Origin of the sequence: Ahrensia sp. R2A130 (genome assembly GCF_000179775.1) — a bacterium.
Classification (GTDB): Bacteria; Pseudomonadota; Alphaproteobacteria; order Rhizobiales; family Rhizobiaceae; genus Pseudahrensia.
This window is the reverse complement of record NZ_AEEB01000022.1, coordinates 1-22,950: the sequence shown is the minus strand read 5'-3', so window position 1 is coordinate 22,950 and position 22,950 is coordinate 1. Positions and strand designations below refer to the sequence as shown.

General features: G+C 56.1%; 20 protein-coding genes. 19 read left to right on the top strand and 1 reads right to left on the bottom strand.

The features are described from left to right. Window positions 1-33 precede the first annotated feature (33 nt). From R2A130_RS13545 to R2A130_RS13455, 19 genes are all read left to right on the top strand, one after another. Window positions 34-861, top strand: a complete 828-nt coding sequence (locus R2A130_RS13545) for an AraC family transcriptional regulator (RefSeq protein WP_040306147.1) — start codon at window positions 34-36, stop codon at window positions 859-861. A gap of 263 nt (window positions 862-1,124) precedes the next feature. Then, the gene (locus R2A130_RS13540; RefSeq protein WP_009465077.1) at window positions 1,125-2,138 is read left to right on the top strand and encodes a branched-chain amino acid ABC transporter permease; all 1,014 of its coding nucleotides are present in this window, start codon (window positions 1,125-1,127) and stop codon (window positions 2,136-2,138) included. Between the two features lie 3 nt (window positions 2,139-2,141). After that, entirely contained in the window at window positions 2,142-3,221 is a 1,080-nt protein-coding gene (locus tag R2A130_RS13535) for a branched-chain amino acid ABC transporter permease (protein WP_009465076.1), read from the top strand. Beyond that, a complete protein-coding gene (locus R2A130_RS13530) occupies window positions 3,218-4,024 on the top strand; it encodes an ABC transporter ATP-binding protein (protein ID WP_009465075.1) in 807 nt (268 codons plus the stop codon). The genes R2A130_RS13535 and R2A130_RS13530 overlap by 4 nt, the downstream gene beginning before the upstream one ends. Beyond that, entirely contained in the window at window positions 4,017-6,203 is a 2,187-nt protein-coding gene (locus R2A130_RS13525) for an ABC transporter permease (RefSeq protein ID WP_009465074.1), read from the top strand. The genes R2A130_RS13530 and R2A130_RS13525 overlap by 8 nt, the downstream gene beginning before the upstream one ends. 2 nt (window positions 6,204-6,205) lie before the next feature. After that, complete coding sequence (locus R2A130_RS13520) at window positions 6,206-7,036, top strand: phosphoenolpyruvate hydrolase family protein (RefSeq protein WP_009465073.1); 831 nt, start codon at window positions 6,206-6,208, stop codon at window positions 7,034-7,036. A 39-nt stretch (window positions 7,037-7,075) separates the two neighbouring features. Then, on the top strand, window positions 7,076-10,414 hold the full coding sequence (locus tag R2A130_RS13515) for a flotillin domain-containing protein (protein WP_009465072.1): 3,339 nt from the start codon (window positions 7,076-7,078) through the stop codon (window positions 10,412-10,414). Further along, window positions 10,414-10,854 (top strand): SRPBCC family protein, encoded by a 441-nt coding sequence (locus R2A130_RS13510; RefSeq protein ID WP_009465071.1) that lies wholly within the window; start codon window positions 10,414-10,416, stop codon window positions 10,852-10,854. Before R2A130_RS13515 ends, R2A130_RS13510 begins: the two co-directional genes overlap by 1 nt. A 1-nt stretch (window position 10,855) precedes the next feature. Then, on the top strand, window positions 10,856-11,317 hold the full coding sequence (locus tag R2A130_RS13505; RefSeq protein WP_009465070.1) for an SRPBCC family protein: 462 nt from the start codon (window positions 10,856-10,858) through the stop codon (window positions 11,315-11,317). Beyond that, complete coding sequence (locus tag R2A130_RS13500) at window positions 11,314-12,114, top strand: xanthine dehydrogenase family protein subunit M (RefSeq protein WP_009465069.1); 801 nt, start codon at window positions 11,314-11,316, stop codon at window positions 12,112-12,114. The genes R2A130_RS13505 and R2A130_RS13500 overlap by 4 nt, the downstream gene beginning before the upstream one ends. Beyond that, complete coding sequence (locus R2A130_RS13495; RefSeq protein WP_009465068.1) at window positions 12,114-12,617, top strand: (2Fe-2S)-binding protein; 504 nt, start codon at window positions 12,114-12,116, stop codon at window positions 12,615-12,617. Before R2A130_RS13500 ends, R2A130_RS13495 begins: the two co-directional genes overlap by 1 nt. Continuing rightward, the gene (locus R2A130_RS13490; protein ID WP_009465067.1) at window positions 12,617-14,482 is read left to right on the top strand and encodes a xanthine dehydrogenase family protein molybdopterin-binding subunit; all 1,866 of its coding nucleotides are present in this window, start codon (window positions 12,617-12,619) and stop codon (window positions 14,480-14,482) included. The genes R2A130_RS13495 and R2A130_RS13490 overlap by 1 nt, the downstream gene beginning before the upstream one ends. After that, on the top strand, window positions 14,479-15,510 hold the full coding sequence (locus R2A130_RS13485) for a xanthine dehydrogenase family protein molybdopterin-binding subunit (protein ID WP_009465066.1): 1,032 nt from the start codon (window positions 14,479-14,481) through the stop codon (window positions 15,508-15,510). Before R2A130_RS13490 ends, R2A130_RS13485 begins: the two co-directional genes overlap by 4 nt. Before the next feature lie 4 nt (window positions 15,511-15,514). Further along, the gene (locus R2A130_RS13480) at window positions 15,515-16,396 is read left to right on the top strand and encodes a MoxR family ATPase (RefSeq protein WP_009465065.1); all 882 of its coding nucleotides are present in this window, start codon (window positions 15,515-15,517) and stop codon (window positions 16,394-16,396) included. Then, on the top strand, window positions 16,393-17,574 hold the full coding sequence (locus R2A130_RS13475; protein WP_009465064.1) for a VWA domain-containing protein: 1,182 nt from the start codon (window positions 16,393-16,395) through the stop codon (window positions 17,572-17,574). Before R2A130_RS13480 ends, R2A130_RS13475 begins: the two co-directional genes overlap by 4 nt. Next, the gene (locus tag R2A130_RS13470; protein ID WP_009465063.1) at window positions 17,571-18,446 is read left to right on the top strand and encodes an amidohydrolase; all 876 of its coding nucleotides are present in this window, start codon (window positions 17,571-17,573) and stop codon (window positions 18,444-18,446) included. Before R2A130_RS13475 ends, R2A130_RS13470 begins: the two co-directional genes overlap by 4 nt. 23 nt (window positions 18,447-18,469) lie before the next feature. Continuing rightward, window positions 18,470-19,318 carry an N-acyl homoserine lactonase family protein gene (locus R2A130_RS13465; RefSeq protein WP_009465062.1) on the top strand — a complete coding sequence of 283 codons (849 nt, stop codon included), beginning with the start codon at window positions 18,470-18,472 and terminating at the stop codon, window positions 19,316-19,318. Between the two features lie 19 nt (window positions 19,319-19,337). After that, window positions 19,338-20,978 carry an isochorismatase family protein gene (locus tag R2A130_RS13460; RefSeq protein WP_009465061.1) on the top strand — a complete coding sequence of 547 codons (1,641 nt, stop codon included), beginning with the start codon at window positions 19,338-19,340 and terminating at the stop codon, window positions 20,976-20,978. A 24-nt stretch (window positions 20,979-21,002) separates the two neighbouring features. Next, window positions 21,003-21,749, top strand: a complete 747-nt coding sequence (locus R2A130_RS13455; RefSeq protein ID WP_009465060.1) for an SDR family NAD(P)-dependent oxidoreductase — start codon at window positions 21,003-21,005, stop codon at window positions 21,747-21,749. Between the two features lie 235 nt (window positions 21,750-21,984). Here the strand turns inward: R2A130_RS13455 and R2A130_RS18720 are convergent. Continuing rightward, on the bottom strand, window positions 21,985-22,950 hold a 966-nt coding region (locus R2A130_RS18720), incomplete at its 5' end, for a hypothetical protein (protein ID WP_009465059.1).

The window sequence follows — 22,950 nt, the reverse complement described above, 5'->3', positions numbered from 1 at the left end:
CACGTTTGGGAGCCGCTGGCGTGGGAGGAATACATGAGTGGAGCAATTTCCGTCCATCACGGCGAGTTTGGCCGTGCAGCTCTTTACGAGTTGGACAAACCTATAATTACGCACGCGCATCGCGAAGCGCATCTCATCTTCTGGCTGGATGGTGGTGCAGGGCGCGTTCGGATTGGTGACGAGGTTCACCCCATAGATCGAAACCGTGGCGTGGCTGTATCGCCATGGGCACCGCATAATTTCGAGATCGAAGATCCAGCTAATCCGCTCATCACGTTGACGCTCTATGTGAAGCCAAACTGGTTTCTGGAGCAGAACCGATCCAACGATTTCGCACTCGCATTTGGCAGCGCCCGCATTGACGTCACCACTGTGGTTTCCAGTTGGGTAAACCGCCTTACCTCGTTGCTGATGGATCAAGAAAGTTCAGACCTATTCGATCCGTTTCTCTTCGAAACCACACGGCAATGTTATGAGCAGAGTTGGACCTGCGGCCAGCGAGATGACACTGCTAGCCGGTTCGGCAGAGGGTTTCTCGATTTCCGTGTTCGTCGCTCAATCGGGCTCATGCAGCAGCGTTTTCGCGAAGACATGCAGATCGACTGGCTGGCAAAGGAATCTGGTCTGTCGCGGCCACATTTTTTCAAACTTTTCAAGAAGCAGATGGGCATCACGCCAAACCTGTATCTCAACACACTACGAGCCGAGCAGGCGATTGACGACCTTATGGGGACGCGTTCGACGGTGACGGACATTGCCTACGATTTGGGGTTTGCATCCCAAGCAAGTTTCACTCGTTTCTTCACCACCAATGTGGGCATTCCACCGAGCGACTACAGGCGTGTTGCCCATATCGCATGAGCGGGTATCGCAACTGATGGTCGACAACTCTTAAAACCTAGTTGTCGTTTGTGCCGCCAAACCTCAACTGTCATTTGGCGATGATGCGCCACCCCGTGATACTCTGGGGTATCACGATCCCGAGCATCCCTTCCTAGTCTCTAAAAAAGCTGACACCGCGCCAAGATGGTGTGCTGCAATGAGATAGTCTGGGAGGACGCAATGGCTTGGAAGGTAGACACGGATAAACGTGCCTTACGAGCCTTTGCGCGTCGCGAAGCGTCTTGAGGCGGTTTATCGAACGTCACCCGGTTTGGTCTGCGATCACATTCGTGGTCGTCGCTGTTCTGCTGTGGATGATATTCGCGGTTTGGCCGGAATGGCTAAAGGATGCCATCGGACGCAAGAAGATATTCCTCAACGCCCTCTTTAACGGGGTGACGTTGGGTGGTCTCTATTTCCTGGTAGCCTCCGGTTTCACCTTGATCTTCGGTCTTATGCGCAACGTCAATCTGGCGCACGGATCGCTTTATCTGCTGGGTGGTTACATCGGCTACAGCGTATCGAACGCTACCGGCTCATGGCTTCTTGCATTTCCTGTCGCCTTCATCACCGTGGGCGCAATTGGCATTCTGCTTCAGTTTTTCGTCTTCCGGCGCATGGAGGGCGAAGACTTACGCCAAACGCTTGTGACCATAGGCATATCGATTGTGATGGCTGATCTCATGCTTTGGTACTGGGGTGGCGATTTTTACAATATCACTCCTCCAGGCTGGTTATCCGGCCCTATCGAAACCTTTTTTGTCACCGGTTTAAGCCGGTCGACGGGTGATCCAATATTCCTGAAATACCCCGTTGTGCGGCTCGTGATCCTTGCAGCTGCAATCGTCATTGGCGTCGCCATGTGGTTGCTGCTGAACCGTACGCAGATTGGAATGTTGATCCGCGCGGGTGTGGATGATCGTGACATGTTGTCGGCAACAGGCGCGCGCATTCAGTGGGTGTTTGTCGGTGTTTTTGCCTTCGGTGCAGGCCTTGCGGGTCTTGCAGGCGTGGTTGGTGGCACCTTCCAAACAGTCGCGCCGGGCGAAGACATTCGTTTCCTGTTGGCGTCTCTCGTGGTGGTTATTGTTGGCGGTATGGGGTCAATCACTGGCGCTGCAATTGGCGCGATTATTATTGGGTGTGCGGAGCAGTTCGGCTCCGTCTACTTCCCGACTTATGCCGTCGTTCTAACTTTCCTCATCATGGTCGTTGTTCTCGCTTTCCGCCCGCAAGGGCTGATGGGGAGAGCTTGAACCATGAGTGTTGTTGAGCACGCCAATGGATCTTCCGAGTTCGTCGTAGATGGTCGTTTGGAAACGGCTTGGTACGAACGGATTCCGGTTGCCTATTGGGTCGTTGCCGCGCTCCTGCTCATCATGCCTGCCATCGCTTCGGGCTTCGTGCTCAACCAGATATTTGGTTGGTCATTTGTACTTGGCATGATCGCGTTGTCGCTGATGTTCTTAGGCGGTTACGGCGGAATGGTTTCGCTGGCGCAACTGACCATCGCAGCTGTTGCTGGTTACATGGTGGCGATTTTCGGCGTCAGCTCTATCGATGCCGTATCGCTTGGCTGGCCGTGGTGGGTCGCCGTTCCTTTGGCGTTGATTATTGCCGTTTTGTTTGGAACGGCCATCGGTGCGCTCGCTGTTCGGACAGAGGGTATTTATACGATCATGATAACGTTGGCGATTGCGTCAGCGTTCTTCTATTTCACCCGCCAGAACTACGTCGTCTTCAACGGGTTTTCCGGCTTTAACGGCGTCTTCCCTCCGAAATTGTTTGGCGTGGATTGGCGAGCGGATATTCCGTTCTATTACCTGTCATTGTTCTTTGCCACGCTGGCCTATTTGGCTGTGCTGTATCTGTCGCGCGCGCCGTTTGGCTTGGCGTTGCAGGGGGTAAGAGACAACCCTCGCCGCATGGCTGCTCTCGGCTTTAACGTCAACGCACACCGTGTTGCAGCTCATGCGTTTGCGGCTTTCATAGCAGGCATCGGCGGCATTTTGTTGACGTGGCAATCCTCTCAAATTTCGCCGGGAACCGCAGGCACAGGACCAGTGATCGACATTCTGGTTATCGCGGTGATTGGAGGATTGGGACGCCCCATTGGTCCGTTTATTGGAGCGATCGTTTATGTGGTTCTCAAAACATTTGCGATCGACATCCTCACTTCGCTGGGTCTGTCGGGTGACCGTTTTCAATTGCTGGTCGGCATATCGTTTTTGCTCATTGTATTCTTCTCGCCGGATGGCCTGTTAGGCCTTTGGGATAAATGGCGCGCCGGACGTGGCCGCGATCCGCTGACAGGCGCCAACACGGTTGAGGGGTCATGAGCGTTACAGCCCTTTCACCCGGTAGAAGTGTTTCCGATCGGTTGGAAGCGACCGGCACATCAAACGCCTTGGAATTACGCGGTGTATCCAAATATTTTGGCGCATTGGCGGCACTTGAAGATATAACTTTGTCGGTGAAGCCGGGCGAACGACGAGCCGTACTTGGCTCTAACGGTGCTGGTAAAACGACACTGTTCAACTGCATTACCGGCGACTTCCTTCCAAGCGGTGGGACCGTACGCTTCTTTGGTGAGGACGTAACCGAGTTCGCTGCTCACGAACGCATCCGCAGAGGCCTGCGACGGACCTATCAAATTTCACTGTTGTTCAACGGCCTTAGCGTGCTGGACAATATCTATCTTGCTTGCTGCGGTGTTTCGCGGAACCGGTTCTCGTTCCTGCGTCCACGCCGTAACGATGCATTGATGGCAACTGCGGAAGATCTTATCCGCGTTGTCCACTTGGAAGACATCCGCCTGAGGCCTGTCAACGAGTTGGCCTATGGCCAACAACGGCAGCTGGAAATCGCAATGGCGCTTTCTGGTGCTCCACGGTTCATTCTGTTCGACGAGCCCGCTGCAGGTCTTTCTCCGACCGAACGATCCGAACTGATCGAGATCCTGACGGGCCTACCTGGTCACATGGGTTACATCATCATCGAACACGATATGGACGTGGCTTTGCGCGTCTCGGAGCAGGTTTCGATGATGCATAACGGGCGCATTTTTAAAGAAGGGAAGCCTGCCGAAATCGAAGAAGATCCGGAAGTTCAGGCGCTCTATCTCGGAGGCGGGCATGACTGAACGCGGCACTCCGATCCTTGAGGTAAAGGACCTCAACGTCTTCTACGGCCAGAGCCATGCTTTGCAGGGTGTGGATCTAACGTTGCCCGGCGGTGTGTTGTCGGTTGTTGGCCGCAACGGCATGGGCAAAACGACCTTGTGCAAAGCTATCATGGGAATGGAGCCCGCTTCCAGCGGCACGATCTCGTTCGCCGGCAAGTCGCTGGCAGGGCTTTCATCTTCAGAACGTGCGCGCTCCGGCATTGGCTACGTGCCGCAAGGCCGTCGGTTGTGGCCTTCACTTACTGTGGATGAACATCTCAAGCTGGTGTCGAAGCCAAACGGCCCTTGGAGCATCGAGCGCGTTTATTCGACCTTCCCGCGGCTTGCTGAAAGACGCAGCAATGGTGGTGCGCAATTGTCTGGTGGCGAACAGCAGATGCTCGCTATCTCCCGTGCTCTGCTTCTCAATCCGCGCCTTCTGGTGATGGACGAACCGACGGAGGGCCTTGCTCCGGTCATTGTTGATCTTGTTGCCGATATGCTGATCCGGTTGGGACAGGAGGGCGAAATTGATGTGCTCGTTATCGAGCAGAATATCGGCGTTGCGACATCAGTTTCAGAGTCTGTTGCCATCATGGTCAACGGGCGCATCAACCGGGTTATGGATGCCGGAGTTCTGGCGGCTGATCGTAACTTGCAACAAAGCCTGCTCGGTGTTGGCCGCCACGCCCATGATGGCGATGAGGAGCTTTCGCGATCTCCGACCGCGTTGGGCAAAGATGCTGCGAAAAGCGAAAGCGCACGCCCGGCTCGTATTTATATCTCCAACCCAACCGTTCCGACCAGATGGTCGCCTGCGGTTCCGGTACGAGTAATTGAGGGCGCTGCACGAACCGTGACCGAGGCTGCATCAGCGGGCTCTGGCAAGGCCAATAAAATGGAGCCGCTTTCAGCACGCATTCGCGGGTTGGGTACGAGGGTATTGGTTGCGGGAACGCTCGATACCAAAGGTGCCGAGCTGCGCTTCATGCGCGACATCTTGAAGGCACAGGGTTTGAACGTTCAACTGGTCGATTTGTCGACTACTGGGCGACCGTCTGGTGCAGAAGTTCCGCCCCATGCGGTTGCAGGTTTTCATCCTCACGGCATATCCGGCGTCTTCACAGGTGATCGCGGTACGGCGGTTGCTGGCATGGCGAAGGCCTTTGAACGCTGGATGGCGGTTCAGGACAATGTTGCCGGGATAGTTTCTGCCGGTGGATCTGGCGGAACAGCACTGGCAACGCCAGCGATGCGTGCGTTACCCGTCGGTATTCCCAAGGTCATGGTTTCCACTGTCGCGTCTGGCGATGTGGAAAAATATGTCGGCCCGTCCGACATCTTCATGCTCCACTCGGTGGCAGATGTTCAGGGCATCAATTCTATTACGCGACAAGTGCTCGCCAACGGTGCCAACGCGCTGGCGGGTATGGTGAAGGCGCGAAATGCTGGCGGACAGGCTGAGGCTGTTGCCGATAAACCTGCCGTCGGTCTTACCATGTTCGGGGTGACCACAGCGTGCGTGCAACAAGTTGCGGCTGCACTGGAGAACACGACCGATTGTCTGGTTTTCCACGCCACCGGTACCGGTGGGCGTTCAATGGAAAAGCTTCTTGATTCAGGTATGCTGACCGCCGTCCTTGATCTCACGACAACTGAGATTTGTGATATGATTGCGGGCGGGGTTTTCCCGGCCAATGAGGATCGCTTTGGCGCATCCATCCGCGCGGGGCTTCCGTATATCGGGGCCTGCGGTGCACTCGACATGGTCAATTTCGGTGCGCCGGAAACGGTGCCGGAACGCTACGCTGACCGGTTGTTCTACGAGCATAATCCGCAGGTGACGCTAATGCGCACGACTGTGGAAGAGAATGAGCAGATTGGTCGATGGATTGGTGAGCGGTTGAACGCAATGACTGGGCCAGTGCGCTTTTTCCTGCCGGAGGGCGGTGTTTCTGCGCTCGATGCACCGGGCCAGCCTTTCCATGACCCTGCAGCAAATAAGGCGCTTTTCACAGCCCTTGAAGAGACGGTGCGGCAGACGGCGCAACGTCAGCTCGTTCGCGTTCCCCACAATATCAATGATCCAGAGTTTGCCTCGCAGGTGGTTTCCACCTTCCGCGGCTTCTTTGGCACCCAAACACGCAAGGTAGGTTGAACATGCATGATCGTTCTCAATTGATGAGCCGGTTTCGAACCATGCGCGATGCGGGTGAGCCGATTATTGGCGGAGGCGCCGGTACCGGTCTTTCCGCTAAATGCGAGGAAGCCGGGGGTATTGACCTTATCGTCATCTACAATTCGGGTCGTTACCGCATGGCGGGCCGCGGCTCGCTTGCGGGTTTGATGCCCTATGGCGACGCGAATGCTGTCGTCATGGAGATGGCTGGCGAAGTACTACCGGTGGTCAGGAACACGCCTGTGCTGGCCGGCGTTTGTGCCTCTGATCCGTTCCGGCTGATGGACAAGTTCCTTGAGGAGGTGAAGGCAGCCGGTTTCTCCGGCGTCCAGAACTTTCCAACTGTAGGCCTGATCGACGGCACCTTCCGAGCCAATTTGGAAGAGACCGGTATGTCCTACGCGCTTGAAGTCGACATGATCGAAATGGCGGCAGGCAAGGACATGCTGACGACGCCCTACGTGTTCTCCACCGACGACGCGACGGCCATGGCCAAAGCGGGTGCAGACATCATTGTCGTCCATCTGGGTCTGACCACAGGTGGTTCCATTGGGGCCGAAACCGGCTGCACTTTGGAGGAGGCTCCTGCGCTTACCGATGAGTGGGCACAAGCTGCGCTGGACGTGAACCCCGATGCATTGGTCTTGGTCCACGGCGGACCTGTGGCGATGCCCGAAGACGCAGAATTCGTTCTGCAAAATACCAAATATTGCCACGGCTTCTACGGCGCATCCTCAATGGAACGCCTGCCGACAGAAATCGCGCTCACCGAGCAAACGCGGAAATTCAAATCAATTGGACGCACCCGTTGATCGAGAACCAACTCGGCCAAACGGTAGGAGGATAAGACCATGACCGGAGAACTGATCGGACAACTGGTGCTGTGGCTGATAGCTGCGGTCATCGTCATCTTCATCCTCTACTGGGTGATGAACTGGCTGTACCGGCGCTCCACGAAGGAGGTTGCTTTCGTACGAACCGGTTTCCTTGGCGAGAAGGTCGTCATCGACGGTGGCGCGTTCGTCTGGCCTATCGTCCACGACATCACTCCGGTCTCTATGAACACATTGCAGTTGGAAGTGGTGCGTGAGCGGGAAGAAGCGATCATCACCCGCGACCGGATGCGCGTTGATATCGATGCGGAGTTCTACGTTCGCGTAGCGCAAGATCGGAAAGCCGTTGCGCTGGCTGCGGCAACTCTCGGTCGGCGCACGCTTGAGCCTGAGCGCATACATTCCTTGTTATCAGGCAAGTTTATTTCCGCGCTGCGCTTAGTTGCCTCCGAAATGACCATGGCAGAGCTGCACGAACAGCGTAACGAATATGTCCGTCGCGTCCGCGAGGCTGCACAGGAAGGTTTGGATAAGAACGGTCTGGAACTGGAATCTGTAGCGATTACTGATATCGATCAGACGGATATCGAGTATTTCAATCCGTCGAACACCTTCGATGCAGAAGGTCTGACCACCGTTATCGAAAGCATTGAGAACCGGCGCAAGCTGCGCAACGATATCGAGCAGGACTCGATGATACTTATCCGAACGCGCAATCTGGAAGCTGAAAAACAGGCGCTACAAATCGACCGGGAAAGCGAAGAAGCCCGTCTAGATCAAGAGCGCGACGTCGAGTTCCGCCGTGCGCAACAGCGAGCCGAGTTAACCCGCGAACGCGCCGAACAGGAAACAGCATCGGAGCGCGCGAGCATTACATCGAAAGAAGCCATCGAGCGCGCTCATATCGCAAATGACCGGCAGATTTCCGAGGCTCGTATCGAGTCTGAACGTGAAATTCGCCAACTGGAGTTGGAGCGCCAACGTATTGTCGAGGAAGCGGAGATCGTTACCCGCGAGCAGTTGGAAAAGGCTCGCATCACGCAGGAGAAAACGCTCACTGAAGAGCGTATTCGTACCAAGCAGCAAACTGACTCTGCCGAAATCTCCGCTCTCCAATCTGTTGAAACCGCTCGAATTGCTCAGGAGCGAACCATTTCGGAAGCTCGCATTGAACTGGACCAGAACACGAAAGAACGCGAAATCGCGCGGAACCTAGCGGTTCAGGAAGCGGAAATTGGAGCGCGCGAAGCTTCGGAGAAACTTCGCATTGCCCAAGAACAAGTGATTTCGTCTGAACGAATTTCATCGGATCGCGCTACCCGACAGTTGGAAATCGAAAGACAGAAGACGCTAGAAGAAGCGGAAATTGCGTCTCAGGAAGCCACAGAAGCTGCCCGTATCGCACGGGAACAATCTCTTTCGGCCCAACGTATTGCTTCTGAGCAGAGCACGCGGTCGTTGGAAATTGAGCGCGCCAAGGTTTTGGAAGCGGCGCAAATTTCGGCGCGCGAAGCCACTGATGCGACTCGCATCGCGCAGGAAGAACGCATTCGTAATCTGGAAATTCTTCGCAACAAAGCGGTTGATGAAGCTGAACTTGCAGCGCGCGAAAGCGTGGAGAAAGCGCGGATTGCGCAGGAAAAACAGATTAGTGTCGAACGTATCGCGTCGCGCGAGGAAACCGACGGTCTCGAAGTGTCGCGCAAGGCTGCGCTGGATGCTGCTGAAATTGCAGCGAAAGAGGCGACAGAAGCCAAACGCATCGCGCAGGAAAAAGCTACGGCAGCCGACCGTATTGCTTTCGAGAAGGCAACTCGTGAGTTGGAGATTGAACGCAATCAGGCTGTCGAAGAAGCCGAGGTTGCTTCCAACGAGTCCGTTGAAGCTGCTCGCATTGCTCAAGACAAGAAGCTGGCGGTTCAGCGTATCGAAAGCGAAGAAGCCACCAAGGAGCGCGCCGTCGCACGCGAACGCGCTATCCGTGAAGCCGAGATTGCGGCCGACGAGGCCACCGAAGCAGCGCGTATCGCCAAAGAGAAGAAAGTTGCCGCCGAGCGGATCGCCTACGAACAGGATTTGCGTGAACGTGAAATCGCTCGAAGCCGCACGCTGGATGCTGCCAATATCGATGCGCAGGCCGATATCAGCGCCCGGCGCATAGACGAGGAAGGCAAGACGAAGGCGCTGGAAATCCAAAAGGATGCCGAGATTCGTTCTCGCGAAATTGAGAAGAACGAGGCCATCGAAAGCGCTGAAATTTCTTCACGCAGGCTGGTTGATCAGATGCGGATTGAGAAAGAACAGGAAACTTCGCGCGAACGTATCTCACGTGATGAATCCATTCGCTCGCTTGAGATCGACCGCAATAAGGTCATCGATGCAGCTCAGATCGCAGCTGACGAAGCTGTCGAAGCGGCGAAAGTCGCGAAAGAAAAGGTCGTCGATGCCGAACGCATAACGGCAGAACGTGAGTTAGAAGCTGTACGCATTGAGCGGAAGCGCGCCACCGAACAGTTGGAAATTGCTCGCACGCAGGCACTTCGCGAAGCAGAGATCGCTTCAAAAGAAGAGGTCGAACGCGCGCAGATCGCATCCGAACGCGGTCTCGATGAGGCCCGTATCGGTCATCAAACTGAGCGGCGTCGTCTTGAAGTTGAACGTGAGAAGACCGTCGAGAGCGCGCAGATGGACAAGGCCATCGAGCTCTATCGCAAGTCGCTGGATGAAAGCGCGGCACATGCGGAGTCTGAAATCGCCCGGGCTCACGCAGTCGAAGCGACCGAGAAAGCCAAAACCGCCGGTGAAAAGGAAATCGCCGAACGTCGCCGCAGCGTCGACGTGACCATGGCTGAAAAGCAGGCAGACGAAAAACGCATTGCCGCCAAGGCAGAGCAGGTTCGCGCCGCCGTGGAAGCAGAAGCTCAACGGCTCATCAACGAAGCCGAAAACGTGCTTACAGACGAGGCGCGCCATTCGCTCTTCAAACGTAAGATGCTGGAACATGTTGAAGGCATTGTTTCCGCATCTGCCAAGCCGTTGGAGAAAATCAACGACATCAAAATCATGCAGTTGGGTGGGTCCGGAACGACCGGGCTCGATTGGGCAAATGGTGCCGTTAATGGTGGCGGCGGAGGAGGGGCTGGTGGCAGTCCAACCGACGAGGTCATGAACTCCGCCCTTCGCTACCGCGTGCAGGCTCCGATGGTAGACAGTCTTCTGTCGGATATCGGGTTGGATGGTTCCAACATCGCGCGCTCCACTATATTCCGTGATGCCAGCGACATGTCGCGCGCTGCCTCCGAGGCTAAAAAAGCTGCCGGTGATAGCGGCAAGCCGTCATCAAAGGGTGACAGCTGATGGCTCGCGTTTACATTTCCAGCGTCATCGAAGCGCCTGCGGCCAAGGTTTGGGAGCGTGTTCGGGACTTCAACGGCTTGCCCAACTGGCACCCGCGTATCCGCGATAGCCGCATTGAGGATGCTCTTCCTGCCGACAAGGTTGGCTGCATCCGTAATTTCAATTTGCAGAATGGTGACAACATCCGCGAGCAATTGGTCGGACTGTCAGACTACGATCTCTTCTGCAGCTATGCGATCCTAGAAAGCCCGATGCCGCTTACGGATTATCTAGCGACCCTGCGTCTGACTCCGATCACCGATGGCGAACGTTGCTTTGCGGAGTGGTCAGCAGAATTTGAATGCGCTGCGTCGGACCAGGCTGATCTCATTTCTGGCATCGGAACAAACGTGTTTCAGGGCGGCTTCGACGCGCTCAAACGTCATTTCGGAGGGCGTTAAGATGCCTCGCGTTTTGCGCTCCACCATACTCGACCACCCTTGCGATGATGTCTGGGCTGTTCTGCGCGACTTCAACGGTCACGATGTCTGGCACCCCGCTATTGCAACGAGCGCAATCGAGCGTGGCGACCCGTCCGACCGTGTTGGCTGCGTACGCCGTTTCACGCTTGCGGATGGCGGAGAGCTTCGCGAAAAATTGCTGACGCTCTCTGATTTGGAGCAGTCTTATTCCTACTGCCTGCTGGATACGCCGGTTCCGCTTTTCAATTATGTGTCGCATGTGCGGCTACTGCCAGTGATCGATGGCAACGCCACTTTCTGGCAGTGGGAAGGCCGCTTCGATACGCCCGAAGGGCGTCGCAATGAGCTGATGGACCTAGTCGGTGACGGTATTTATGGCGCCGGTTTTGAAGCGATCCGCACGCATCTGGAAAATCAACATCATGAGGGAGTGGCGGCATGATTGCGGTCGAAACTTATGCAAGCGCCGATCAGGCCGCCACAGCGTTACACGGTGATGCTGTCTTTCTTGGTGGCGGCACTTTGATAATGCGCGCCGTCAACTATGGCGATCTGAAAACCGAACGGATCGTCCGCAGCACTGACCCTGCAATGAAGAGTATCTCAACGTCCGGCGAGCGTATTTCAATCGGTGCCGCCGCAACTATGTCCGACGTAATGCTTAACCCTCAGCTTGCGTTTCTTGCTCCTGTCGCTCGCTCAATTGGCGGTCCGGCTGTCCGCAATATGGCGACGGTCGGAGGCAATCTCTTTGCGAGCCACCCTTATGGAGACTTTGCGGTTGCTCTGTTGGCGCTTGACGGACGGGTTTCGGTCGCGGGATCAGGCGAAGAGGATTTGGGTGCTTTCTTGGCCCGCCGCTCATCGTTTAGCGGCGTAGTAACGGAAGTTTCTATCGCGCGGCCTGCAACCGGCGATTTCCGTTATCGCAAAGTGTCACGCATCAAACCCAAAGGTGTTTCGGTCATGTCGTTGGCTGCCTGGTTGCCCCGTTCGGGTGGTCGGTTGTCCGGTGCCCGCGTTGCATTCGGTGCCATGGGAAACACGCCCGTGCGTGCCAATGGAGTGGAGCGGGCTCTGGAAGGTGCAAACCTTGATGTGTCCGGCATCGCAGAAGCCTTACGCGCCGTTCGAACCGACCTGCAGCCGCCGGACGATCCCATCGCATCATCTTGGTATCGCAGCGAAGTCGCGCCGGTTCATCTGCGTAGATTACTGCTCGACGAGGAGGTCTCCTAATGGCCAAGGTTCCTGTTCGCTTCACCCTCAATGGTCGTGAGACCGCGTTGTTCGTTGATGGCGGCGCAAACCTGCTTGATGTGCTTCGGCGTGGCGCTGGTGATTTATCTCCAAAATATGGCTGCGGGCAGGGCACCTGCGGTACCTGCACCGTGTTGGTTGATGGGGAAGCCCACCTGTCCTGTTTGACGCTGGCGGAAATTATTGAAGGACGCTCTGTTTCGACAGTGTCCGGTCTATCGAATGGCCCTGACCTGCATGCCTTGCAGACCTGTTTTATGGAAAATTTCGCAGCGCAGTGCGGTTATTGCACGTCCGGCATGTTGATGGCAGCCAAGGCGTTGCTCGATACTAATCCGAACCCGACCCGGGACGAGGTGATCGAAGCGATTAGCGGTAACCTGTGCCGCTGTACTGGCTACGAACCGATCATAGATGCAATATTGCTGGCGGCAGAGCGCGGCCAGGGCAACCGCTCCCCCAGCTACGGGAGTGCCCGCTGATGTCCTCCGTCGAATTCCGCAAAGATCTATTCGCTGACGAAAGGCCGGAAAATCTCAATGAGATCGGCCTGCCAAAGCAGCGGCAGGATGCGCTGGGCCACGTAACAGGCCGCTCGCCATACTATGACGACAATCTCTACGATGGTCTGCTGCACATGCGCATGGTTCGCTCCTCCGAGTACCACGCGCGCATTCGCTCGATTTCGCTCAACGGTGCAGACATGATGCCGGGTGTTGTTCGTGTCATTCAAGCAGCCGATGTGCCGCATAACATCAACACGTTGTTGTCGCTCATCGGATTCGGGCGCGACGATGAGGCATTGCTGCAAGACAAGAAGGTTTCCTATCGCGGCGAGGCTATTCTCGCCATCATCGCAGAAACCGAATTGCAGGCCCGCAAGGCATGTCAGGCTGTGCGGGTGGACTACGAGGCGTTGCCTCATGTGTTGGATGTCGAAGAGGCATTGAAGCCACAAGCACCCGTGGTGAATGAAGAATACCCCAACAATACGTTCGATTATTATGATCGCTACGACCATCAGAAACTGCGCTTCGGAGACCCGCACGCCGCGATGGCGCGGGCGGATCATATTGTCGAAGGCGAGTACCAGATGTCGCCTATTGAGCAGGCGCCGATGGAAACCTGCGGTGCGATTGCTGTCCCGGAAACCAACGACCGCATATTATGCCATACGTGCTCTCAGGCCTTGTTTTTCTCGCTTGGGACAACGGCTAAGTTGCTCGATACGCCTTCCAGCAGACTGCACTTCAAAGGCGGTACGGTTGGCGGCGGCTTCGGCGGGAAAGTCGATAGTCTGAATGAACCCATGGCTGTGTTGGGTGCGAAGCTGACCGGCCGCCCGGTCAAATTTACCTGGGACCGTGAAGAAGAAATGCAGGTGGGTGCACCGCGTGGTGCAGAGCGCTGGCGCATCCGTGACGGTGTTATGAACGACGGTCGCATCATTGCGCGCGAATTCACCGGTTTCTTCGATTCCGGTGCCTACACACGGCTGTCATCCTATGCTGTCGTGAAGGGCACAGCGCATTTGCCGGGGCCGTACACGATCCCCAATGTTGCCTCCAACGTCTATTGCGTCTTCACCAACCGCACGCCCGCTACCGCTATGCGCGGGTTTGGTATCACCGGTGTGGATTTTGCTATCGAGTGCCATATGGACAAAGTGGCCGAGACGGTACGGATGAATCCGATCGAGCTTCGTCTACTGAACGCCTATCGTGATGGTGATATGAAACCTCACCGCCGCGTGGCCAAGAACACGGCCTATATTGAGTGCTGTCAGGTTGCGGCTGGGAAGGCTGATTGGGCCATCGCGCCTGAATATTCAGCCATGTCCAGCCTGCGTGATGGTGGCGGCGAACGCGCCTCCATTCCTCTTACTATGATTGATGAAGAAGGCCGTATTGGCGAACGCAAGCGCGGAGCGAATATCGACACAGCACCATCGAAAATCACAAAAGATTCCGGTCGAGCACCTTCGGTCATTCCGATATTGGAAGCCACGCAAGCTATGGGTGAACAGGCGGCCGGGCGTCCGCAAGTCGGCAAGGCAACGTCTCCTGCGCCACAGCCAAGTGCGCCTCCTGCACCTGCTCCAGCTATGGCGCCGTCCCAAACACCTTCTCCAACATCCGCAGTTCCAGCCGCGCCACAGCGATCCGCATTTGCGCGTTTGCAGGCGAGCGAGCCTGCTGCTCCGAGCCAGTCCAGACCTGTCGAGCCACAACCTTCGACACCAACTCCTCCGTCGGAAAGCGAGCAGCCTTACCGCCCATCGGAGCCATTCTCGCGCGGTGTAAAACGGCCGGGCGCATCACCGTTCATTTCGGGGAGAAGAAGATGACTTGGCACAAGGGCCGCGGCTTTGCGGCGATCAACTATCCTATCGGCATGAACCTTGGCGGCGACCCTTCACAAGCGCTGGTGCATTCCACGCCAGACGGCAAGTTCATGGTTACGTTGTCTGCTATCGATCTGGGGCAGGGTATGAAAAGCGTCACCCGTCAGATCGCGGCGGAGACGCTGGGCGTACCAATTGAAGACGTCTATGTGGATACCGCTGATAGCGACACCGGCCCGCATGATATGGGATCGTTTGCATCGCGTGGCACCCACCGCATGGGCAACGCCGTTATTGCCGCAGCGCAAGAAGCACGGGGCGTCATGTTGGAAGCCGCTGCTGAAGAACTGGAAGTTTCCGCCAGCGACCTTGAGACGGATGGCAAGGGCAATATCCATGTGAAGGGCGCGCCGTCGCGTTCAATCACCGTCATGGACACAGCACTTGCCGCACAATTCGAACAGGGACGTACGCTTTCCGGACGAGGTATATTCCTTGTTCCCATGTCCGATGTAGATCCAGAAACAGGCGAGCAAACACCAGTATCTTGCTTCGCTCATGCTGCCGTCGTGCTCGATCTACAGGTCGATGACGAAACCGGTGATGTCGAAGTGCTTGAGGTAAATTCGGCCTACGAAGTTGGCCGCGCGCTGAATCCCAAAATGGTGGAACAACAGCTCGTTGGCGGTGCATGGATGGGTATTTCCCATGCGCTTTACGAAACAACTGAGCCTTATTACCCGGACCGCAAGCATGGCCCTACCGACTTCAATCAGTATCTGATGCCGGGACCGGGGCAGGTGGTTCCGCACCATCTGGCAATTTTGGAGCGGCCTGCTGAAGGTGCGCCATTCGGCGGTAAAGGGCCGGGTGAGATGTGTGCCAACCCGCTGCTGCCAGCCGTAGCAAACGCAGTATACAACGCTGTCGGCGTTCGCTGCGATAGTTTGCCGATTACGCCGGAAAAGATTTTGCGCGGTATGCAGGCCAACGGTGGCGCGCGTCCTCAAGGTATGAATTGGGGGGCATGATCTGATGGCCGTGCAGCGCTCCATTGTCGGCATAGACTCTGCGCAGGCGCTGCAGGCTGCGCTGACTGGTGCGCAATATATTGCCGATGAACGGCTGTCGACCGCAGGCTATCTGTCCCTTGCATTGGGTAAGCCGTTGTTGCTGGAGGGCGCCCCCGGCGTTGGCAAAACGGAGGCTGCAAAGGCAATTGGTGCGGTCTTGGGGCGGCGTGTGGTCCGCCTGCAATGCTTTGAGGGCATTGATGCGTCAGCTGCGCTTTACGAGTGGAACTACCCCCGCCAGATGCTGGCGATCCGACAGGCGGGCGATGAATACATCAACATCTATGCAGACGAATTCCTGCTGGAACGACCCATGCTGGAAGCGCTTCGCCATCCAAGTGATTGTGTGTTGCTGATCGATGAAATTGATCGTGCCGACCAGGAGTTCGAGGCGTTCCTCTTGGAGTTTCTCTCCGACTTCTCGATCTCAATTCCTGAGACAGGTACGGTGCGCGCAATCGCGCCGCCGGTTGTGTTGCTCACATCCAACCGTACGCGGGACCTGCACGAAGCTCTTCGTCGCCGCTGCGTTTATCACTGGATTGACTACCCTGAGCCTGAGCTGGAAGCCGAAATCGTCATGGCTCGTGCGAGTTCAGTTGCGCGTGCAACCGCAGATGCTGTCGTGGCAGCGGTCGGGCGCTTGCGGCAGGAGCCGTTGGTGAAGCCGCCGGGCGTTGCAGAGACCGTCGAATGGTCGGAAGCCGTCACGCTTCTTCATGGTCAAGGCGATCCGTGGCCGGATGCGTTTCGCAAGGCTATCGGCGTGGCACTGAAGGACCATGACGATCTGAATTTCGTGGCACCGCGTTTAGACGACCTGTTGCAGGGAGCAGCGGCATGAACGCGCTCGGTTCCGCAATGGCATCCACCATGCCGTCTATCATGCCAAAGGCAACTCGCGCCTTCGTCGATTTCGCCCATGTGCTGCGCAACAACGGCTTTGCCATCGCGCCTGAACAAACCACTGGCTTCATTGAAGCGGTGGGGCTTCTGGGGCCGCGCGATATCAACGACATTCACAAGGCTGGTATCGCGATGCTTGCCATTCCTCGTGCACGATGGTCGATTTACGATGCGCTGTTTCGCGCTTTTTTCCTTGATCAGGCCATAAGTGCTCCGGCTACCGGAGATGATGAAGACGAAATGCAGGCGCTCGACCCGCGCGATACAAGTCGTGATGTTGAAGTGGATAGCGACGATACGGAAGTCGGCGCGGAGGCATCTCGATCAGAAGCACTATCGCAGCGTGAATTTGTGGGCTTCGATAGTGCTGAAGTTCTGCGCCATTTTACACGAAACGCTCCTAAACTTTTGCCGAGGCGGTTGTCGTACAGGCGTCGGCCAGCCAATCGCGGCGACAGGCTCGATATGCGTCGTGCCTTGCGGGAGGCGGTGCGCCGTGACGGAGAGCTCCTTAAACTGCCCACTACTAGGCGAAAGACCCGACAACGTCCGCTTGTTTTGTTGGTGGATGTTTCCGGATCAATGGCGCAGCAGTCCGAGCCGACCATGCGATTGGCCCATGCGGTGGTACAGGCGGCTGATCGCGCTGAAGTTTTCACGCTTGGAACCAGGCTCACCCGGGTAACGCCGGCATTGCGGATCAAGGAAACCCAACGCGCCCTTGATACGGTCGCGGGTCTTGTTTCCGACTTTGATGGTGGCACCCGAATAGGTGATGCCTTGGCGGCCCTTCTTGCTGTTCCACGTTTTGCGGGTGCTTTGCGGGGCGCTGCGGTGGTGGTTCTTTCTGACGGTCTGGAACGCGGCGAGCCAAACACGATGGTTGATTGCGTTGCTCGTATCTCGCGTATGGCGTGGCGATTGGACTGGCTATCACCCCTTGCTGCTGATCCTGAATTCGCTCCGCGCACTGAAGCGCTGTCTGCGTCGCAACAGTACTTGAACACGCTTGCTGACGGCAGCTCCATTGCAGCCGTAGCCGAGCATATCCTGTCCCTTGCCCGTCATCGCCAGCCACGGCCGCAGACCCAGATTCAGTCGAGGAGTGCGGCATGATTGATGCGCATCATCACATCTGGCGGCAGAAGGACTTGCCTTGGTTGCTCGGCCCTGAGCAACCACGCATTTTTGGCCCCTATGCCGCGATTAAGCGTGACTATCCAATCGAGGAGTTTCTCACCGACATCGAAGGTACAGGTATCGAAAAGTCGGTTTACGTGCAGGCCAACTGGGCTCCGAATTGGGCAGCTGATGAAGTAGCTTGGGTGCAGTCGGAGGCCGACCGCACGGGCTGGCCCCACGCTATCGTCGGCTATGCGGATTTTACGGTGGATGACGTTCGTCTGCAGTTCGACAAGCTGAAGGACTACCCGCTGATGCGGGGCATTCGTCAGCAACTGCATTGGCATCCGAACCCACTCTATCGTTTCGCACCCCATGCAGGTCTGCCCGCTGACCCGACAGTACGGCGTAATATTGCGCATCTGGCCGACTACGGATGGTCGTTCGATTTACAGGTGTTCGAGGCGCAGATGGTGGATGCTGCCGGTCTTGCAGAGTCTTGCCCTGACGTCACTTTCATTTTGCAGCACGCGGGCATGTTGGAGGACACGACTCCAGAAGGTTGGCGCAACTGGGAAGCGGGAATGAAGCGTCTCGCCAAATCCAAGAACGTCGTTTGCAAGCTATCTGCCTTCGGCACGTTCATTCATCGCAACGATCCAGCTTTCGTTGCGGAAATGGTGGAGAATTCCGTTCGCATCTTCGGTGCGACGCGCTGTCTTTACGGTTCCAACTACCCCATCGAAAAACTTTGGACCTCGTATGGCGATTTGTTCGCGGCCTTTCGCAACGCGACGGCAGGCCTGTCCAAGGCACGACAAAAATCAATTTTTAACGACACGGCAGCGCGGGTTTACCGCATCTGAATCACATCCTGGGAGGGACCGACATGGCACTCGAAATTCACGTGCTCGACTATGGTGACATCGAACTGGAAACAAGCTTTCTCGTGCTCGGTCACGAATGTGGTCGCGCGAGGCGTGTGCCTGTTTACGGCTTTCTGATCCTCGGTGGCACTTACCCTGTGTTGGTGGATACCGGTTATCGTGACAACGCGATCATGGAGTCGCTCGGGATGCGCGGGCTGCAATTCCACGACAACCTGATTGAAAACCAGCTGGCCAAACACGGGCTGAAACTTGGCGATATCAGGTACATTTTGCACACACATCTGCACATTGATCACGCCGGTCAGGACGACAAATTCCCAATGAACACAACGGTATGTTTGAACCGGCGGGAGATGGAATTTTCAGTCTCGGGCATCATGTATCCGCAATACCCGAAGCCGGACATCAAACACTTGGTGGACCGCATCTATGAAGATGAGGCTATGCGGTTTCTTGATCTGGAAATCACCGGTGCTGAAGAAATCATTCCCGGCGTTTGGTGTGAGGCGGCAGGGGCGCACACAGAAGGATCAATGAATGTAATCGTGGATACCGCCGAAGGCCTCGCCTGCATCTGCGGTGATGTGATCTACGATTTCAACGATCAGATCGTGAACCATGTGATGACCAACAATTACATGGAGCCACGCGTGACAGGAAACCATTCGCAGACGAAACGCGAGGAGAAGGGGGCGATCAAGAAGTTGCTGAACAATTATACGTTCTTGCTGCCGATCCACGATAAGCCTGCAAAAATCCAGAACCAGAAGGTCGTTGGCCGCCTCGGTATGCAGGTGCCGGGACCGATAACAGAGACAGTGCCGGACCGTGACTGGTTCCCGATGTAACGCGAAGGAGGACGGTCATATGAACCATGAAGCAATCCATCCATCGTTCCATGAGTTGATCGACGAGCACGCGCCTGTCGAACAGTTGGGTACAGGGTTCATCTTTACGGAAGGGCCGATCTGGCATCCGGTCGAGCATCATCTGTTGTTCTCCGACATGCCAGGTGATGTGCGCCGATTGTGGGACAGTTCCGGCGTTCACGAGGTTCAGCGTCCGTCCAATAAAGGCAACGGCATGACCTACGATGCTGCGCTTAATTTGATCGTGTGCGAGCATTCCACCTCGTCGCTGGTGCGGTTCCGGCCCGATGGCACGCGAGAGGTGCTGTGCTCTCATTTCGAAGGCAAAGAGTTGAACTCGCCCAACGATGTGATCGTGCGAAACGACGGCTCGATTTACTTTACTGACCCGACTTATGGCCGGATGGAGCATTTCGGTGTGCCTCGCGAGACGGAATTGGGTTTTCAGGGAGTCTATCGTCTGCCGACGGATCATCGGCCCGGAGATGAACCGCAATTGGTCTCTGATCGCTACATGTTCAACCAGCCTAATGGTCTGTGCTTCTCTCCCTGCCAGCGTTGGATGTGGGTGAACGATACCGACCAAGCTAACATCCGCATGTTTGATGTTGCCAATGATGGTCGACTGACAAACGGACGGCTGTTTGCCTCTGGTATCAGCGATCCAAACAAGGCGGGGTTGCCCGATGGGATGAAGGCGGATGCCAAAGGCAATGTGTGGGTCACAGCGCCGGGTGGTGTTTGGGTCTACGATTTCCACGGTCGCTTGATCGGGAAGCTCAATGTGCCGGAGATGGCTGCAAATCTGCATTGGGGCGGTAACAATTGGGACACCCTTTTCATCTGCGCCAGCACGTCATTGTACGCGGTCAAGACCAAGGTTTTGCCGCGCCGTGAGCCGTTCATGGCAGCTGCTTTGAATGCACCGGCTGAGCATGAGGATGCCGCACCTATCGCATCACCGTCTTCAGGAGTAGGCGGCGCGCCTGTTTCTGCTTCTCAAGCCACCGATGTTGCTTCTGCTGATGATGCTTCCCTGCAACTTGATGGCAACCGCACTGTTCTCATCATTCAGGATTTGCAAAATGATGTGATGATGGACGGTGGGGCATTTGCTGACACCGGGTCGCCGGATCACGCGAGAGAGCAGAACGTTGTTGCCAACGTAAAACGTCTGGCGGAGGCATGCCGGGCAGCCGGTGTCCTCATCATTCATGTGTGGATGGTCGCCGAGCCGGGACATCCGGCAATGCGGCGAAACTCGCCTCTTATGGAAGGTTTGGTCGACAGCAATGCGTTGGTTCGGGGCACGTGGGGTGTTCAACCCGTGTCGGGCCTTGAGCCGCAAACCGGCGATCTTGTGGTAGAAAAACTTTCCATGAGTGCATGGGAATCCGGCCGATTGGAGAACTATGTGAAGGGGGCGTTTCGAGACACGATCATATCGACAGGCTCGTGGACGAATATGAGTGTGGAGCACACGGCGCGTACAGGAGCCGACAAGGGTTACACTGTCATCGTGCCGGAAGATGCCTGTTCGACTATGAACGCAGAATGGCACCGCGCATCCATTGAATTTGGGCTGACCAGCGTATCTACCGTTACCAACGTTGATGCCGTCATTGCCGCGCTTCGATAAATTTCAAACGAGAGGGACCTGATCATGAACAACTATGATTTCAATGGTCGTGTGGCCGTCGTTACCGGCGGAGCACAGGGCATAGGAAAAGCCGTGGCCGAGCGGTTGAAACAGGGTGGAGCGACGCTCAGCCTATGGGACATGGACATAGATCTTGCTGCGAGCACCGCATCCCACTTGAACGGCGATACAAAAGCGGTGGAGGTCAACGTTGCTGATTGGAGCAGTGTTCAGGCGGCTTACGCCCGCACCATACGTGACCTTGGTCGCGTCGACATACTGGTGAATGCGGCAGGCATCGCGGGTTCTAACGCGCCGGTGGCGGACTACAACGTTGAAGAATTCCGGCAGATCGTGGAGATCAATCTTCTTGGTACTTTCCACGTGAACAAGGTGGTTGCCGCCTCAATGCGCGCGCAGAATTATGGCCGCATCGTCAACATTGCTTCAGTCGCAGGCAAAGAGGGTAATCCCGGTGCGTCGGCTTATTCGTCCTCCAAAGCGGCCGTAATCGGATTGACGAAATCGCTCGGCAAAGAGATGGCAGATGTGGATGTGGCGGTGAACTGCGTCACGCCTGCTGCCGCGCGCACCCGAATTTTCGATCAAATGAGCGAGGAGCATATACAATACATGCTGTCGAAAATTCCCCGCGCTCGTTTCCTCGAACTTGACGAAGCAGCGTCCATGATCGCTTGGCTGTGTTCGCAGGAAAACAGTTTCACCACCGGCGGTGTATTTGATATTTCCGGAGGCCGGGCAACGTATTAAATACAATGTCTTTTCTTGATTTGTGCAGTCCGGATCAATGTTAGGTCGGCTTCGCCAATTCGAATTTTACTGCCACTGCGACATGAAGAAGAGCGATTTCACGATTGCAGTTTTCTCGCTTTAGGCAGTGTGCGCAGATTTTAGCAGGTTTTAACTGCGCGGCTGACCCTTCGGAAAATGAAAAAGGCCGGGCTTTTCAGCCCGGCCTTTCGTTTCTTGGCTCAATTGAGTTGGATCACATGCCGTCAAGATCGACGGTTGCGTCCTCGAATTCGATTGCCTCGAATTCATATATGATATCGTGGGTATCGTTCTCGGTGTTCCAAACGACGTAACCGTCTTCCCCTTCAAGCTTGGCAAATCCGAAATCTTCCTCCTTGCCAGCAATCTTGAAGGTATCGTCCCCTTCGCCGCCGAACAGGTATTGGGTTTCGCCTGCTACATCGGAAACGGTCTGGCCAGCATCGGGATTGGTCGACCCCGTACCATCTTCACTATTCCCTTCATCGAAGGTCACAAGCTTGTCGTCAAACTGGATCTGTTCGAAGTCCCAGAGCAGATCGTTGCCAGTCTCACCCCAAACTACAATGCCTGAACCATCCTGGGTCTCACCCCAATTGTAGTCTGCAGAGTTGCCTGAAACGACGAACGTATCGGTGCCAGAGGTGCCTTGAAGGTACTGGGTGACGTGTTCTTCATCATATTCGATGCACTCGTGATCATCGTCGTCGTCGTCGGAACCTTTGCCAGACCCTTTACCGGAACCTTTGCCAGACCCTTTACCGGATCCTTTGCCTGAGCCCTTACCGGAGCCCTTACCGGAGCCCTTACCGGAGCCCTTACCGGAGCCCTTGCCGGAGCCTTTACCTGAGCCCTTACCGGAGCCTTTACCGGAACCCTTGCCGGAGCCTTTACCTGAGCCCTTGCCGGATCCTTTGCCAGAACCCTTACCGGAGCCTTTACCTGAGCCCTTGCCGGATCCTTTGCCAGAACCCTTACCGGAGCCTTTGCCAGAGCCTTTACCGGAGCCTTTGCCGGAGCCCTTGCCGGATCCTTTACCTGAGCCCTTGCCTGAGCCTTTACCGGAACCCTTACCGGAGCCCTTACCGGAGCCCTTACCTGAGCCTTTGCCAGAACCCTTGCCAGATCCTTTGCCGGAACCACCGTTTGGCGGGTTGTGCGTGGTATCCGAACCGTTGCC

What these genes read in the sequence shown, in the direction of transcription:
- R2A130_RS13515 (WP_009465072.1), top strand. Translation starts at nt 7,076, where the DNA reads ATGACCGGAGAACTGATCGGACAACTGGTGCTGTGGCTGATAGCTGCG.
- R2A130_RS13455 (WP_009465060.1), top strand. Translation starts at nt 21,003, where the DNA reads ATGAACAACTATGATTTCAATGGTCGTGTGGCCGTCGTTACCGGCGGA.
- R2A130_RS13495 (WP_009465068.1), top strand. Translation starts at nt 12,114, where the DNA reads ATGGCCAAGGTTCCTGTTCGCTTCACCCTCAATGGTCGTGAGACCGCG.
- R2A130_RS13460 (WP_009465061.1), top strand. Translation starts at nt 19,338, where the DNA reads ATGAACCATGAAGCAATCCATCCATCGTTCCATGAGTTGATCGACGAG.
- R2A130_RS13490 (WP_009465067.1), top strand. Translation starts at nt 12,617, where the DNA reads ATGTCCTCCGTCGAATTCCGCAAAGATCTATTCGCTGACGAAAGGCCG.
- R2A130_RS13475 (WP_009465064.1), top strand. Translation starts at nt 16,393, where the DNA reads ATGAACGCGCTCGGTTCCGCAATGGCATCCACCATGCCGTCTATCATG.
- R2A130_RS13480 (WP_009465065.1), top strand. Translation starts at nt 15,515, where the DNA reads ATGGCCGTGCAGCGCTCCATTGTCGGCATAGACTCTGCGCAGGCGCTG.
- R2A130_RS13520 (WP_009465073.1), top strand. Translation starts at nt 6,206, where the DNA reads ATGCATGATCGTTCTCAATTGATGAGCCGGTTTCGAACCATGCGCGAT.
- R2A130_RS13530 (WP_009465075.1), top strand. Translation starts at nt 3,218, where the DNA reads ATGAGCGTTACAGCCCTTTCACCCGGTAGAAGTGTTTCCGATCGGTTG.
- R2A130_RS13525 (WP_009465074.1), top strand. Translation starts at nt 4,017, where the DNA reads ATGACTGAACGCGGCACTCCGATCCTTGAGGTAAAGGACCTCAACGTC.
- R2A130_RS13545 (WP_040306147.1), top strand. Translation starts at nt 34, where the DNA reads ATGAGTGGAGCAATTTCCGTCCATCACGGCGAGTTTGGCCGTGCAGCT.
- R2A130_RS13505 (WP_009465070.1), top strand. Translation starts at nt 10,856, where the DNA reads ATGCCTCGCGTTTTGCGCTCCACCATACTCGACCACCCTTGCGATGAT.
- R2A130_RS13485 (WP_009465066.1), top strand. Translation starts at nt 14,479, where the DNA reads ATGACTTGGCACAAGGGCCGCGGCTTTGCGGCGATCAACTATCCTATC.
- R2A130_RS13535 (WP_009465076.1), top strand. Translation starts at nt 2,142, where the DNA reads ATGAGTGTTGTTGAGCACGCCAATGGATCTTCCGAGTTCGTCGTAGAT.
- R2A130_RS13500 (WP_009465069.1), top strand. Translation starts at nt 11,314, where the DNA reads ATGATTGCGGTCGAAACTTATGCAAGCGCCGATCAGGCCGCCACAGCG.
- R2A130_RS13510 (WP_009465071.1), top strand. Translation starts at nt 10,414, where the DNA reads ATGGCTCGCGTTTACATTTCCAGCGTCATCGAAGCGCCTGCGGCCAAG.
- R2A130_RS13465 (WP_009465062.1), top strand. Translation starts at nt 18,470, where the DNA reads ATGGCACTCGAAATTCACGTGCTCGACTATGGTGACATCGAACTGGAA.
- R2A130_RS13470 (WP_009465063.1), top strand. Translation starts at nt 17,571, where the DNA reads ATGATTGATGCGCATCATCACATCTGGCGGCAGAAGGACTTGCCTTGG.